Below are 15,177 nucleotides of genomic sequence, written 5' to 3' on the forward strand. Positions count from 1 at the left end.
AAGACTGTGACTCAGCGACGTGAGTTTTGTGGGGACAAGGGGGATGCGAAGCGTGGGTTCACTGGATCATGGAGGTGAAAACGGCGTTCAAGAATCCAGAACGGCGTGTTGTCTGTACTGTCGGTGCAGAGTTGTGACCCGACTGCTGGCGCTTCGAAGCGTGCACGTTGGCGATCAGCCTTGTCAAACCCGCGCAGTCCAAAGTGTCTTATGACTAGCGGGGAACACTTCAATTAAGGCCCAAGGTTGTGAGACGTAATTGCGAGAATTTCCGAGCAAGGACAAATACGCGTGATTCAGCGGAATCTGGAGCGCCACGTCAGTGGCGGAAAATTGGCCGGTGAGACGTCTCGTGTCCTTAGGGATACTAGACACTGCCCTCGTGCGTATGACGCCCGACCATCGGGCTTAATGTCGGGCCACCGATACTGGCACGCGCTCAACGAACCTGCTGCGGCTCCCATAGACGTCCTGCACTTGTCCGGCGATCGTCCGGCTTGCGGGCGATTTCCTCCCGGCCATTACACAAGTACGCTACGCGCTTCTGAGGTAGCCATTGATGACGTCATCTAGTGACCTGGCGTTGCCAAATTTGGCAACAACCCGTAGTATTGCACTCATGGATCAGGGAGAAAGTGTTGCTTCGTTACTTCGGGAGCTACGTCATCGCAAAGGCCAAACACTTCGTTTCGCCGCAACCGAACTCGGCGTAGCGCCTTCTCAGCTGTCCCGCATGGAACGGGGAGAGCGACCAGTAGGCGAGGAAGCTGCTCAGCGTTTAGCACGATACTACAGTGTTCCCATCGAGGACATCGTTGTGGCCCAGGGGCGGTTACCTGAGGATATTATCCAAATTCTTCAATCAAATCCCGCCGAAATAAGCTTCCTAAGGGCAAAGTACAAGGTATGACAGCTGCCTCTTCGTCGGCCCCCGCCGACTGGACCTCCTCATTCGTGGGTCAAATCATGGGAAGCTATAAGATCGAGCGATTGTTGGGCGAAGGACACTTCGGCCTGGTCTTCGAAGCTGTTCCCCTTTCGGGCGGAGCGCGCGTTGCAGTGAAGATCCTCAAACCCGGTATGAGCAGTTCCTCCTCAGTCCTCGACTTCGAGAACGAGGGGCTCCTCCTCAGGAAACTTGAATCGTGCGATGGTGTCATTAACTATCTCGAGGGTGGAACGCACACTATCCAGGCGACTCTTTCTGGTGGCTTAGTCATCCCTATTGACGTCCCATACCAAACACTGACGCTGGCTTCCGGCTCCCTTGACGAGATCAGTAACGACCCGGTAGCACGAGACCGCCTTGATCTGGTGGAAGCCTTGAGCCTTTGGCGATCCGCGGTGCTCAGCCTCATGCGAATGCACCAAGGGGGCGTTGCTCATCGAGATCTAAAATGCAGTAATTGCCTCATCATGGTAAATAAAACCGGAAATGTGATTCGATTCGGCGACTTAGGCCGCGCTAAGGATTTATCTGTACCACCGATGCACGATATCTTCACCTACGTTTTGGGTCGAGGAGATATCAACCACTCACCGCCTGAGGCTATTTATTTTCAAGGCGGAGATAGTAAGAATGATTTTCTCGCAGCAGACTACTACGGCGTGGGATCAATTTTCATCGAGTTGCTGACCGGCTTTTCCCTCACCCGATTGGTCACCAACGACCTAAATTCGGCAATGTCACGGGGAAAAAGTGATTTTCTTTCAGGGGTACGCCGCGACCTGAATGTTTTGAGTGCAAAGCACGATTACGTTATCGGAGGCATTCTCGAAAACCTGCCTAAATCTGTGCGTAGCGATTTATCATTAATTTTAAAATCACTTTGCCACCCGGACCCTCTTCAGCGGTTATCACAATCTCCATTCCGCCGCGACAGAAATGCTACAGAAAAGCTTGAATGGATATTGAGGCGGATAGACATTGTCATTCTGCACTTGAAAACCGGAAGACGTCAAGCGCGCCGCCACGAAAGGAAGGCTGCATAATGCAGACTTTAGGTGTAGTTGAATCGATAAGCAATGACATTACATTTCGAAATGTAGACCCCGTTCCTGCGCGGCCCACCGCGCGCAACGCGTTCGATAACTCGGTCACACACGCTTCAAGGAAGGGAACCGACGAAGCGGAAATGAACGCTGCTGTTGCAGCGACCCTTCAGCAAGCACTCGATCGAGCCCGTCTGGCTCTCAAGAACTCTCGAACTACTACAACCCTGGCCCTTCTAGCTCAAGCTCTGGAATCCTGCTCTCTTCAGGACAAGGCCGTGGAAGTTGCTAATGAGGTCCTTAGCGAGGCTTCTTTTACGTCACGTGGGAAGCTCCTTGATCCAATTGCCGTCAGAGTTGCCATTGAAATTCTACTTCGTGCACAAGACCTTGATAAGGCTGTAGAAATCGCCACATCACTACCTGTGGACGCCCAGACGAAATTACTCGTTGCGGCTGCTTTGAGTGATGCGGGAGATTTTGAGAAAGCTCGTGAGCTCATTGACGAGGTGGACTCCGAGGATAAGGAACCTCTTCTTGCCTTCGTCCTTCTCAGCGAAAATAAAAATAAAGAGGCTATTCCCATACTCAGGTCCGCTCTTCGTCGTCATCCTGCGGATGCCGACAGCGCCCACAACCTCTCCGTAGCATTCCTGAGGATGGGTTCAGAGCGAAAGGCGCTTGCATCTGCCTTACGAGCTACCCGTTCTGCACCAGGTCGCCAGGATATTTCATTGCGGTATCTCGAGATGTTACTAACAAGTGGGCGTCCTGCCGCGGTCCTTGCCGAGATTGAACGACTCATTGGGGAAGGAGTCAAACCCGTCGCTCAGATTGCTGTTCTTCAAGCGAGAGCTTCTCTTATTGAAAGCAAATTCTCCAAAGCGGAGCAATACCTTCAAACGGCGAGTGACTTGGCACGCAAGGCAGGAGACGACAGTATTTTCATTGAAGTGGTGAGCAACCTTGTACGACTTCGTGCTGCCAACGGTCGCATAAAACACGCCTCAGCAATGAAGCAGCTGATCAAACTCAATGAAGAGCACCCAACTAACTGTTCGATTGTCGCAAATATTGCACAGCTGTCCACTCGACGTGCTGACGTGCCAGCACTTAAACGATCATTTGTTGCATCGAAGGATTACCTGGATCCGGAACGGACGGCATACATTCAGTATAAGATTGCCAGTCTGGAAGGTGATAACGTCCGCTCGGCTGTGCAGGCAGAAAAATGGTTGTCGCTCGAGCCGCGGAATGCTTACGCAGCGTCGGCAGCAATGGTTGCATTGGGTATCGGGGTTGAAGATTGGGATGCCGCGGCAGCTGTAGCACAGAGGACCTTTGTCGAAGAGAGGCTCGACCCAACACTTTTGAATAATGCCGCCTATGTCATTGCGATGTCGGGACGTCCTCTACTCGCAATTTCCCTGCTCGAGCCTTATGCGAGTAGCGATCCCGTTTTGAAAGCCACACTGGGCCTTGCTTACCTTGCCGCGGGAGATGTTCACCAGGGCATGCGACTTTACAGAGAAGCCGACCATTGCGCGAGTACGCAGGGTTCTGATTTTCGTAGTCTTATGACTATGCACCAGGCGCTTGTCGTTCGACAGCTCGGACTTGATAAGTCAACGGACCCCCTGATGTTAACTGCCTTATCCTTAGTACCGGTCAACCTTCCGGACGATTGGGCACAGCGACCGGAATTTCTCCGCCTTCACGCCCTAGCAGAGAAGCACGGTTATCCCTGGCCTCTCTCGCTCTAGTCGGCTATGCGTGCTCGATTTTACTCCTGATGGATGGTGCTGACCTTATGGCCGTCCTGGGGCGTAGGTTGCCGTCTTATGAACCGATTACTCGTAGAGAACGGGCTCTTCCGGATTGAGGGTGTAGAGGGCGCTGCAGCGTAGTGAGCTGGAGTTCGTGGGGTTGTTCCAGAATAAGGTGAGGGCCTTGGGAGAGAATCGGATTGTCTAGATCTAAATTTTCTTCCACAAGGCCCTCATGAATAACGCTACCTTCCTGCGCCCTGACCTGACTACTTTCTGCCTCCTTGACGGCCTTGGGTTGGAACTCACAGGGCAATGTTTGTTCCCGGACCGTGCTGTTTTGGCGTGTCGGGTGGTGGAGCCTGATGAGTGGTGCAAGAAGTGCGGTTCCCAGGGCGTCCCACGGGATTCCGTGACCCGCAGGCTGGGCCATGAACCCTGCGGCTGGCGACCCACTATTTTGTTGGTCCGTATCCGCCGTTACCGCTGCAGTGGATGCGCTCATGTGTGGCGGCAAGACACCACGAAAGCTGCTGAACCGCGGGCGAAGCTCTCCCGTCGCGGACTGGCCTGGGCACTGGAAGGCATCGTGGTGCAGCACCTCACTGTCGCCCGCGTCGCCGAGGGGCTGGGCGTCTCCAGGAATACCGCGAACAATGCTGTTCTGGCAGAGGGCAAGCGGGTGTTGATCGATGACCCATACCGTTTCGATGGGGTGAAGGTCATTGGTGTTGACGAGCATGTCTGGCGGCATACCCGCCACGGGGACTAGTACGTCACGGTCATCATCGATCTGACTCCGATCCGCGATAAGTCGGGCCCGTCCCGGCTGCTGGACATGGTCGAGGGCCGCTCCAAGCAAGTCTCTGCCAGCCGGTTGCAGGCACGCCCGCAAGCATGGCGGGACGGGATTGAAGTAGTGGCCATGGACGGCTTCTCCGGTTTCAAAAGCGCCGCCACCGAGGAACTGCCCGAGGCTGTTCCTGTCATGGATCCCTTCCATGTCATCCGTCTGGCAGGGGACGCCCTCGATGTGTGCCGGCGCCGTGTTCAGCAGGCAACGTGCGGGCATCGCGGCCGTGCCGGGGATCCACTCTACAAAGCAAGACGAAACCTGCACGCCGGCGAAGGACTCCTGACAGACAAGCAGCAACAACGACTTCAGGACCTCTTCGATGCCGATACGCATGTTGAAGTTGAAGCGACGTGGGGCATCTATCAGCGCATGATCACCGCGTACCACGAACCAGACCGCGCCCAAGGAAAGAACCTGATGCAGGCCGTGGTTGACTCCCTCGGCACCAGCATCCCGACCGCCCTCACCGAGCTCAGAACGGTGGGTCGCACCCTCAAACGCAGGGCAGCGGACGTGCTCGCCTACTCCGACAGACCCGGGACCTCCAATGGCCCAACCGAGGCAATCTACGGCCGTCTGGAACATCTCCGTGGCTCGGCCCTGGGCTTCCGCAACCTCACCAACTACGTCGCTAGATCATTGCTGGAATCCGGCGGATTCGGACCGAAACGACACCCTGGATTCTGAAGAGCCGCTTTGGCGTCCAGAAAGTTGCTCCGTCGGGGATGCACTTTGAGAGTTCAGGGTCTGCTGCCGGATACATGAACTATCTCTACCATGCCGTGAGGCTCCGAGCTGATAGTTACGTCGCCAGCGCTTGTTCGTCGATGCGTGTGCGGCCCAATTGACCGCAATTTGGCGGTAGAGCAAGGATCTTGGCATTGGGAACTTTTGTAGCAATCCGTGTCGGAGGGCTGTGCCATACTGGGGCGAAGCGGCGCTAGCCGTGCGGTGTGGAGGGACCTGATAAGAAGACTCGTTAATCGCGGAAGCATCAATGAAGCTGTGTGTTGACGAAAGATGCCTAGCTCACCGTCGTCATGTAGGCCGCAATTCGATCGACGATTGCGGGGCCAAGTAATCGGACAGAGTCGCGTACCGCAATGAACTTGACCGATTGAAAAATGATGTCACAATAAACACACGTAGATAAATTGGCAGCCTCATCACGGCTCAAATGATATAAGGATATTGGGGAATGAAGCGATACGATTTGGGATCTGAATGGCGAAAATGGGATTTGCATGTACATGTCCCGGGGACGAAGCTAAATAACGGCTACGAAACAATTTCTGGTAAGCCGGACATTGATCGTTTCTGTAAGATTATTGAAGAATCTGACGTTGAGGTCATTGGTCTTACAGATTATTTCTCTTTAGACGCGTTCTACTCCGTGCGTGATCGTTTCATTGAGCTCTACTCTGAAAGTAGTAAAGTACTTCTCCCTAATCTTGAATTACGCTTGACCGACATTGTTAATAAAGATGGGCAGGCCGTAAACGCTCATCTAATTTTTCGTCCCGATTTGCCCATTGAAAAAGCAACAAGATTCTGTCAAGCGCTGAAAACTTCTGAGCATGTCGATGGTGGAATTCAACTTAGTTGTGTCGATCTGACTAGTGCGACTCTTATTAATGGTGCGACCGTATCTAAAGAATCGATTGCTCAGGCTATCAGGGAAGTATTCGGAAAGGATGCGGCACCTTCAGATAATGTACTCTTCATTGTCTCCGCCAAGGGTGATGGCATCCGGGCAGGTGGCACCGGGGTACAGCGAAAGGCCGTAATTGTTGACGAGATCGACAAGCAAGCCGATGCAATCTTTGGCAACACGGGTAGCAGGGACTGGTATTTGCAACAAAATCGCTATGAGAATAAAAGTCTAGTATCCCGACCTAAACCCGTATTTGGTGGTTCGGATGCTCACAATTTTGATCAACTTGTGAACACGTTAGGTAAGCAGACTAGGGCAGATGGGTCGCGCACGGATATAACTTGGATCAAAGCTGATCCAACTTTTGAAGGATTACAGCAGACGCTAATCGAACCAGCCGAGCGGGTCATCTTGCAGGAGTCTATGCCTGACGTCAAAGAGCCGTACAAGGTTATTCGTGAAATACGCTTTCCGAGCTCGTCAATCTTTCCAGAGTCTGTAAAGTTCAATTCAAACCTTACGTCAATTATCGGAAGTAGATCGTCGGGCAAGTCGGCGCTCCTAGCCTATATTGCTCACGCGGTAGACCCCGCCTACACCGTTAAGCAACAGAGTGCTGCTAGCGGCCAAGACGAATCAAAAGTAGGACCAGCCGCGGCCTACACTTGGGCTGCGGTTGCGGCCGAAGAACGCAAAGTGGTCTGGGCTGACCCTACCGTCACTGAAGGTCAAGTTATCTATATCCCTCAAAATTCTCTATACGAAATAAGTGAACAACCTCGGGAGATCAACAAGAAGATCCGGCCGGCGCTCTTTCGTAAGTATGACGATGTTGCTGTCGCTTTCGAACATCATGTGGCGGTGACAAAAGAAGTTGTGGGGGCTATCAAGCAAGCAGTGTCGGAGTGGTTTGAGGCCAACCGTCAAGTTGACGAACAACGTGAATTGATTAAACAGATAGGTGATAAGACCGCCATAACGAATGCACGGAACGAATTTGATCGCCAGGTAATCGAGCGACAGGTAGATTCAACCCTGAGCGCCGAAGACATGGAAAGTTATCAGGCTGTCTCTACGAGCCTTGTGAAGTTGGCGTCCGACAGGGATGTCGTTGCAACGTCCATACGGCAGCTTGAACCCTACGTGGTCCACGGAAAGGCAGACGGGACGTTTCAAATTGCAGATAGCGCCGTTCGTGTTCAAATCTCGAGCTATCCAGACGTGGCGAGTCTTCCGGTCGACTTGGCGGAGGAGATCGACGTCTTGACCGCTGAGGCGCAGAGGACTTTGCAGGCTGCTATCGAGACGAAACTCCTCTCCTATCGGATCAATTTGGCTTCCGAGGACGTACAGCTGATTTCGGATACAGCTAAGGTCAACGCTGAAAATGCCGATCTTATTGTTCGAAACAAGGCAAATACCGCTGTCGATGGACTGCTCGCTAAGAAGCAGGTGGAGCAGGCAAAGCTCGATCAGATCCAGACTCTAGAGACCGCGCTCGGGAAGAAGATCGCTGAAAGAGACAAACAGCCGGGACTTATCGATGGAGCCCGAGCGCGTCAGACCGAATCCCTTGGGCAGCTGGAACAGGTCTTCGGCGCTAGCGTGAGGTCATTGGAGCAATTGACCTTTGGCATGGAGACTGATTTTGACCCAGTGGCGCTTACGGATCTGGGTATCCCGCTCAAGAAGAACGCTGGAAGTGTTTGGATAGTGAAGGATGATCTGCAGCGCGTCGACATGGCAAAAGCGGCCACGAGTCCAGCTGAACTTCTTACCGATCTGGCGACAGGGAGTCAGAAGTTGAATCGTGGATACACCCCAGAAGCTGTCGTTGCGGATATTCTTTCTGCAACCCCTGAGGTCCGCTTCAGTGCAACTCTGGACGGCGACGGAATTGGCGGCTTCGCTGAATCATCCATGACGCCAGGGAAGCAGGCATTATTTGCGTTGACGTTGATCCTCAACGAGGCTCAGGAACCATGGCCACTTTTGATCGACCAACCCGAGGATGACTTGGATAGTCGCTCGATATATGAGTCGATCGTTCCGTATCTTGTCGAGCGCAAGAGGGGGCGCCAGATTATCATGGTCAGCCACAATGCCAATCTTGTCATCGGCGCAGACTCAGAGCAGGTCATAGTCGCTAACCGCCATGGAAGTGACCGTCGGAACAAAGGTGAGAGAACCTTCGACTACCTGTCGGGGTCCCTGGAACATTCACGTCCGCACAAGAGCAATCGCCATGTCCTTCAAGCGCAGGGCATACGGGAACACGCTTGTATAGTGCTGGATGGGGGACAGGCCGCCTTCCAGAAAAGAAAAGACAAGTACAAGATATAGGAAACGAATGCCAGAAAAGACTACTGGCCTGGATTGTTGATGAGTCTCAGCGCAAGAGGTGGTCGTACGGACTCTGCATCTCCAAGCCCACCTCAACGAGCCGCTATCCTACCGTTCCTTTGTCGACGTCCATCTGTGTGCTGTTTGCCGCCAGCGAATCGCCTCGTATGTATGGCTTGACGGCTTTCTGGATCTGCTCCGCGTCTAGGCCTACCTTGCTTGGTGGCACTCCATGCTCTCTCAGTTGCTTGCTAACACTTCCACTGTGGATGCCGTATTTGGTGGCCATCTTTTTGACGAGCATTCCAGCCTGGTAGTCGGCGATGAGCTGTGCGGATTGCTCGCCCTTGATCTGATCGATCTCGATTTATATTTCGCTACGGCTATGCGGATCATCGACCGGGTAGCCGTCGATGATCCGCATCGATTAGCGGAGCATGGCGCGTAGTCAGAAGCTTGATCGGTACATAATTGATGTCACAATAGGTGGCAGAATACCTACGATGAAATGCAATAAATTTGGGGGTACCTTGACAGGACGAACGCGGATAGATCTAAGCTGCACGCGTCGATTTGGGGCTATCTGGTGAACTATCGGCTCCCGCATTTAGCTGGTCAGCTTCAAATCGAAGAGTGGGCTAAGAGCCAGCCGGCACAATCGAAGTTGCCGAACCTTGTTCGTAATCTCATCGCAGCGACAGTCCCGCAGGTGACTGAGCTGACCATGCCTGGAGACGAGCACGTCAACCTTTCAGGGTATGACGGTCTAGTGACGTCGCCGATCGAGACTCCATTTGTGCCAGCTGGGCGCAGCGTTTGGGAGTTTGGTGCCAGCAACGACCCGAAGAAGAAAGCGAACAAGGACTACGACGAGCGAACCAAGGACTCTCGAGGTATCGATCGAAGTGTGACTACCTTTGTGTTTGTGACGCCACACCGCTGGGCGGGTGGTCACGAATGGGCGACGGAGAAGGCCGCGCTCAATGAATGGACGAACGTCCAGGTGCGCACAGTTGCTGATCTTCTTGCGACACTCGAGACTTCGCCCCGGACTCACGTTTGGTTCTCTGAAGAGATCGGTGTGCCAGCCAATGGTGTCCAGACTCTGGGCAGTTGGTGGGAGAGCTTCACGAGTGGTACTCGGGGGTTGCTATCCCCAGAGCTCCTGATCGCGGGCCGTAGGGATCAAGCTACTCAGCTCCTGATGGCGATATCTAATGATGTATCAAAGCGTATGTGGATCGCGGCGCCGGATCCCGACGATGTTTTGAGTTTTGTTGCGGCAGTAGTCTATTCAGCTGATCCAGCGACGAGGCAGAGTTTGCTCGACCGCTCTCTCGTCGTCTTCGAGCCAGGAGCTTTGGCGTATTTAGGGCGGACAGAGGGTTTGCTGATTCTTGTTCCTTTTGAGGAGTCCTTGGTCCGCCAAGCGGATCTAATCAACGGGCACCATATCGTAATGCATACTTCTCTTGGTCAGTCTGCGGACATTGAGCTGCCCCCTGTTCCCATCGGCGACGCCGAGAAGCTACTTGAGGCGAACGGAGTGGAGAAAGAGCGGGTTAACAAGCTAGCGAAAGCTATCAACAAAAGCGTACCGCTCTATAAGCGGCAATTGATCGGCGTCTCGAGTCTCGCAATCGTCACCGTTACGGGTTTCGCGGACACGGCTATTGCGCGAAGGTCCTGGTTGCTAGGTTCCTGGAACTTGGGCCTCGCTGGCGACATTGCCGCGATTGAACGGATCTCCGGGACCCTTGATGTCTTTCACCACGAGATGGATCGGTGGCTGAGTGGGGCTTCACCTGTCTTTACGCGTGTGGGAGCGGCGTGGAAAGTTTTCGATCACACGGATTCCATAACGCAGGTAGTTAATCGGATTACCGGAGATGACTTGCGGAGTCTTGAGGTCATTGCGCAGGAGGTTCTTGCCGCTGTTGATCCAAAGCTTGACCTACCGCGCGAGGAGCGATGGAAGGCTGCCATCGACGGCAAAGTGCGTAGTCATTCAGCTGATTTACGCAAGGGGCTCGCCTCCATGTTGGCCGTCTTGGGTTCCTTGGAAAGTGGAGCTGATCGAAGGGTTGACGGCCAGACGCTCAGCGGTTGGGCTCAGTTGGTCGTTCGGGCCTTGTTCCTACGGGCCAACGAAGATAATACGGGCAAACTCTGGGAATCTCTATTCGATGTGCTGTCGCTCTTAGCTGAGGCGGCACCTGATACATTCTTGGATGCGCTAGGGCTTGCGTTGAAGCTCGGCGGTCCATTAGAAGAAGGTGTCTTTGCTGATGCCGATCATGGATTTCTTTCACCGACAAGCCCGCACGTTTATCTGCAATGGGCACTTGAGGTTCTCGCTTGGTCCCCGCAGTATTTTGGTGCGGCTTCATCATTGATGATGACATTGGCGCTAAGAGATCCAGGGGGCGCGCTATCGAATCGGCCAGTGAGTGCTTTGATTGGACTATTTCTCCCTTGGCGCCCCCAAACAGGGGCTTCCCTAAAATCACGAAATGCCGTCCTGTCGAAGTTCTCCAGGAGCTATCCGGAGAAGACCTGGGACCTATTGCTCGGCCTCTACCCTGGATCACAATCCTCCGTGGTGGAGTCCAGTCGCCCTGATTTCCATGACTGGAAGGAGCGCGTAGCGAGCTCTAATGTTTCGATGTCCGAATACGTCGAGGCGGTCAGCCATGTTGTTGCATTGAGCCTTGGACTTGCGGAAGCGGATCCGCGTCGACTCGTAGATCTCGTGGAGAAGCTGGATGATCTCACGGTGGAGTTGCGAGATCGCGTGCTGGGGCTATTCAAGGACGCTGCAACAAAAGAGCTTGACCAGGAAATCTCCGAATCGATCTGGAAGGAGTTGATGTCGCTGATTCGGAGGCATCGAGAATTCAGTGACGCCCATTGGGCGTTAGAAGAATCGGTCCTCTTGGCCCTGGATTCTGTAGCTGAATTGTTTGAACCGCTTGCTGGGACAGGGAGAGTCGAATGGCTCTTTGAACATATGCCTGATCTAGGTGATGTAACCCGCCGCGACGACTACGAAAAGTACCAAGAGGAGCTAACGCGCCGTCAGTTGGTAGCTGCGGAGGAGGTTTACGAACAGCTAGGTCTACTCGGACTGTGTCAGCTCGCCCAAAGGGTAAAAACTCCATGGAGTGTTGGCTACTCTGCGGCGTCCTCGTCAACGATTGCACTTGATGTTGATTCATTAGCGCCGCTCGTAGTCGATACCCACCCTGGAGTGCCGGAATTTGCCCGCGCGGCGATCGCCACGACTCTTGCTGGTAATTCGGATAACATCATTGCTCTTGCTCGACGCCACGTCGAGGTGCCACTGGTTGCAGCTAGGGTGTATCGACTAGCGGAAAACCTTCCGACTGTATGGGGGAGCCTCGCCGAAGTCGGCGAAGAAATAGAGAACCTATACTGGTCTGAATTTGAGATCTATGGCCGAGGTGATTTTGAACTTATTAACGAAACGGCTGAGCGACTTGGAAAAAATAGACGCTACGCTGTCGCGTTGGATCTCTTGGCGATGTATTCACATAACGCAAAGTTCAAGCTGGACGTGGAGCTTATTATTCAACTGTTCGAGGCATTCTCTTCGGCAGAAGATCTGGAGCGGCGTGTTCTGTCTCAGTACGACATTGGCGCCCTGCTCGACTACGTTGATCAGGCTAACACTATCGACGTTGAGCGACTAGGGCTTCTCCAGTGGAGGCTCTTGCCTGCACTTGATAGTTCGGCAAGTGTCAAGGCGCTGCAATCTTGGCTCGCAACGTCGCCGGAGTTTTTCGTCCAGATCATCAGCCTCATGTACAAAGGTACTGATGAGGAAGAAGAGACTGAGCGGCCTAAGGGCGTAGCCGAGAACGCATGGAATCTCCTGCACCGCTGGAGAATGGTTCCAGGTACATCTTTGGAGTCCGGTGAAATTGATGAAAGTGCGCTGGAGCAATGGGTGCTAAAGGTGCGTGAGCTTCTAGCTCTAACTGGTCGACTTGATCCTGGTGAAGCGTATATAGGTCAAGTGTTCGCATTTGCAAAACCTGACGGCGATGGTGCTACTTGGCCATGCCGTCCTGTTCGTGATTTCTTGGAAAATAATAGTTCCGAGGTCATTGACCGTAACTTCGGTGTAGCTATTTACAACAAGAGAGGGGTTACATCGAGGGGGATGACCGACGGCGGAGTACAAGAACGATCACTGGCTGAGCAGTATGAGGGCTATGCCGCAAATATTACTGACGAATGGCCGAGGACGGCTAGGCTGCTTCGCAAGGTTGCCGAGGGGTATAGGAACGAAGCAATGCAACATGATGAAGAGGCGCAGCGCATCGAAGAGGGGTTTGATTTTTAGGGTTTGAGCAGATGCTCATGCGAACTTCGCATCACCACTCCCGCCTCAACTAGCCGCTGCCGTGCCGCTCCTTTGTCGACGCCCATCCGTTTGCCGATTGCCACCAGCGATTCGCCTCGTATGTATAGCTTGACGGCTTCCAGAGTCTGCTCAACGTATAGGCCTACTTTGCGCGGAGGCACTCCATGCTCGCGCGGGTGCTTGCTGACGCTGCCGCGATGGATGCCGTACTTGGCCGCCATTTCCTTGACAGGCAATCCAGCCTGGTAGTCGGCGAAGAACTGTGCGGATCACTCACCCTTGATCTGATTGAAGCGCCGGGGGATGGGCGACTCGACACGCTCCAACACTGGCCAGGTTTTGATTTTACGCATCAAAGAACAAATTTTCGCCGACCCGCTACTTTGTTTCGAATAGCCTTGTAGGACGCCCACCCGAGAGCCCCTCTTAGCTGCGGAAACGTTGGTTGGAGGGGTTTTAGTTTGCCCCGTTTTTGGCCCAACGACACGGAAACGACACGCTTTGATTCGAACCGAGTTTGCGTGGCAGCGTCCGTAGGGGAGTGGCAATGCTCCGGGGGCGCTGTCAGATTGTCTGCTGTCCCGAGGATGAGGGTGCTGGCAATTGTCTTTGTGGATCCCGGCCTGATTCTTTGCGCAGGACTTCTTGCCAGCTTGATGAGGAGCGAGCTCGCTCTTTGTGGTCAAGTTGTTTGGGAGGGAAAACGGCCGAGACTCTGCGCCGGCGAACGCTCTCACTCCGGATAGCATGTTCGTCGTTGCACAGCACTTTCCTCGACCAATTCGAGTACCATCTAGTCGACACGGAAACGAATGCTTTGGTCCAAAACGTGTCGTTGTTCCACGGTCTTCGTCGGCTATCGAAAACCCCGTTTTGCTGCGGATTCTTGGGGTTTAGGTAACGTCTAAAACTATTAGAATCATCACCATCTGAAGAAGCGGACGGGAGTTCCGACCGACTCGCCATAAACTCTCCAGAATCAACGCAAACTGGAGAGTGTTTAGTACCTGCCATTGTTCAGATGTACCCGCGGAAACAAGGGCCAGTACGGGGTAATGGCAAGGTGTGGCAAGCCTATGCTTGTAAAGCGGGGTTCATAACCGTTGATAGCTGACAATGAGTTTTGAGTAATCAACATACTTTGACCTGCGGCGATAGCTTTCGTGGCTAGTTCGGTGCGCTTATAGTTCTGGACGGTCAGCGTGGGTTGTTTCGGTTCGAAGGTCACAGAGTTCCCGGCCCACTGAATGCCGCTCTGCCTGGGGCGTATCCAGCATCATATGGTGGGCAGCCGGTCGAGTTCGCGCCTGGGATGGTACTTTCGTGAATCCGAGAATGTAGGCCTTGGCTGCTGCTCATAGATAAACTGCGATCAGGCTTTGACCCAGCGTAGCTTCCTGAAACTCTTGGCTCCGCGGGCAAGCGCATTGATGCCGACAAGATCTGGAGGGGACGCCGATTCTTCAGGTGCCTCGGTGGCGGCTGACTGCAGCGCAACACGCCGCTTCATGAGCTCTTCCTGCTCCTTGGTCTTCAACCCGTGGCTTGCCCTAAAGGCCTCGGTCCACGCATGCAAATGGGAGTCCCGCCTTCTTGATTGGCGCATTGCAACCAGGATCACACCAAGTACCCCCGCGGCTATCAGCATCGAGATGGAAAGAAGCCCGGCAGATAGGTTCGGCGTTCTAATCAACCAAGTCACTCCGCCACCAATGAATATTGTGAAGATGCCCATGGCGATTGGCAGCTGTTTCAGACTCACCATTTCTTCTTGCATGCGAACTCGAGACATTATTAGCTGTTGCTCACGCCAAGGCATGTCTTCGAACTGATCAAGAGCCTCCCTGAAGGGAGCATGGCGAAGGACAACCTCCTCCAACGAGTTGATACCTTTACTGTCTGCGAACATCTCTTGGGCCTGAGTCGCCGAATTTACCGTAGTTCCATTCTTCTTTGATTTCCACATGAGTAGGGATTCTAGGCTCTTCCGGATTGAGGGTGTAGCGAGCGCCGCAGCATGGTGAGCTGAAGTTCGTTGAGTTGGTCCGAAACAAGGTGAGGGCCGTGGGAGAGAATCGGATTGTCTAGATCTGATCCCTCTTCCACAAGGCCCTCGTGAACAACGCTACCTTCCACAGCCCTGACCTGACCACTTTCTGCCGTCTTGACGGCCTTG

At 53.6% G+C, this 15,177-nt stretch carries 8 protein-coding genes and 1 pseudogene; 7 read left to right on the forward strand and 2 right to left on the reverse strand.

Features of this window, described 5'->3' with window-relative positions; all coding sequences use genetic code 11:
• Nucleotides 1-619: 619 nt before the first annotated feature.
• From ACX80Q_RS16830 to ACX80Q_RS16860, 7 genes and pseudogenes are all read left to right on the forward strand, one after another.
• A complete protein-coding gene (locus tag ACX80Q_RS16830) occupies nucleotides 620-910 on the forward strand; it encodes a helix-turn-helix domain-containing protein (RefSeq protein WP_459331686.1) in 291 nt (96 codons plus the stop codon).
• Nucleotides 907-1,992: a protein kinase domain-containing protein gene (locus tag ACX80Q_RS16835; protein ID WP_459331687.1), complete on the forward strand. Its 1,086-nt coding sequence runs from the start codon at nucleotides 907-909 to the stop codon at nucleotides 1,990-1,992. Before ACX80Q_RS16830 ends, ACX80Q_RS16835 begins: the two co-directional genes overlap by 4 nt.
• Nucleotides 1,992-3,755 (forward strand): tetratricopeptide repeat protein, encoded by a 1,764-nt coding sequence (locus ACX80Q_RS16840; RefSeq protein ID WP_459331688.1) that lies wholly within the window; start codon nucleotides 1,992-1,994, stop codon nucleotides 3,753-3,755. Before ACX80Q_RS16835 ends, ACX80Q_RS16840 begins: the two co-directional genes overlap by 1 nt.
• A gap of 238 nt (nucleotides 3,756-3,993) precedes the next feature.
• Nucleotides 3,994-5,301 (forward strand): annotated as a pseudogene (locus ACX80Q_RS16845) (ISL3 family transposase).
• Between the two features lie 511 nt (nucleotides 5,302-5,812).
• Nucleotides 5,813-8,611 carry a TrlF family AAA-like ATPase gene (locus ACX80Q_RS16850; protein ID WP_459331689.1) on the forward strand — a complete coding sequence of 933 codons (2,799 nt, stop codon included), beginning with the start codon at nucleotides 5,813-5,815 and terminating at the stop codon, nucleotides 8,609-8,611.
• A 265-nt stretch (nucleotides 8,612-8,876) separates the two neighbouring features.
• Nucleotides 8,877-9,059: a hypothetical protein gene (locus tag ACX80Q_RS16855; protein ID WP_459331690.1), complete on the forward strand. Its 183-nt coding sequence runs from the start codon at nucleotides 8,877-8,879 to the stop codon at nucleotides 9,057-9,059.
• Between the two features lie 261 nt (nucleotides 9,060-9,320).
• Nucleotides 9,321-12,980 carry a hypothetical protein gene (locus ACX80Q_RS16860; RefSeq protein WP_459331691.1) on the forward strand — a complete coding sequence of 1,220 codons (3,660 nt, stop codon included), beginning with the start codon at nucleotides 9,321-9,323 and terminating at the stop codon, nucleotides 12,978-12,980.
• 1,393 nt (nucleotides 12,981-14,373) lie between these two features.
• Here the strand turns inward: ACX80Q_RS16860 and ACX80Q_RS16865 are convergent.
• Both ACX80Q_RS16865 and ACX80Q_RS16870 read right to left on the reverse strand, forming a co-directional pair.
• Complete coding sequence (locus tag ACX80Q_RS16865) at nucleotides 14,374-14,967, reverse strand: hypothetical protein (RefSeq protein ID WP_459331692.1); 594 nt, start codon at nucleotides 14,965-14,967, stop codon at nucleotides 14,374-14,376.
• An 11-nt stretch (nucleotides 14,968-14,978) separates the two neighbouring features.
• Nucleotides 14,979-15,177: hypothetical protein (locus tag ACX80Q_RS16870; protein WP_459331693.1), on the reverse strand; the 199-nt coding region annotated here is incomplete at its 5' end.

Source organism: Arthrobacter sp. HLT1-20 (assembly GCF_054510895.1).

Bases quoted from the DNA above. Each gene is read 5' to 3' on its own strand.
- ACX80Q_RS16865 (WP_459331692.1), bottom strand. From the start codon at position 14,967: ATGTGGAAATCAAAGAAGAATGGAACTACGGTAAATTCGGCGACTCAG.
- ACX80Q_RS16835 (WP_459331687.1), top strand. From the start codon at position 907: ATGACAGCTGCCTCTTCGTCGGCCCCCGCCGACTGGACCTCCTCATTC.
- ACX80Q_RS16850 (WP_459331689.1), top strand. From the start codon at position 5,813: ATGAAGCGATACGATTTGGGATCTGAATGGCGAAAATGGGATTTGCAT.
- ACX80Q_RS16830 (WP_459331686.1), top strand. From the start codon at position 620: ATGGATCAGGGAGAAAGTGTTGCTTCGTTACTTCGGGAGCTACGTCAT.
- ACX80Q_RS16840 (WP_459331688.1), top strand. From the start codon at position 1,992: ATGCAGACTTTAGGTGTAGTTGAATCGATAAGCAATGACATTACATTT.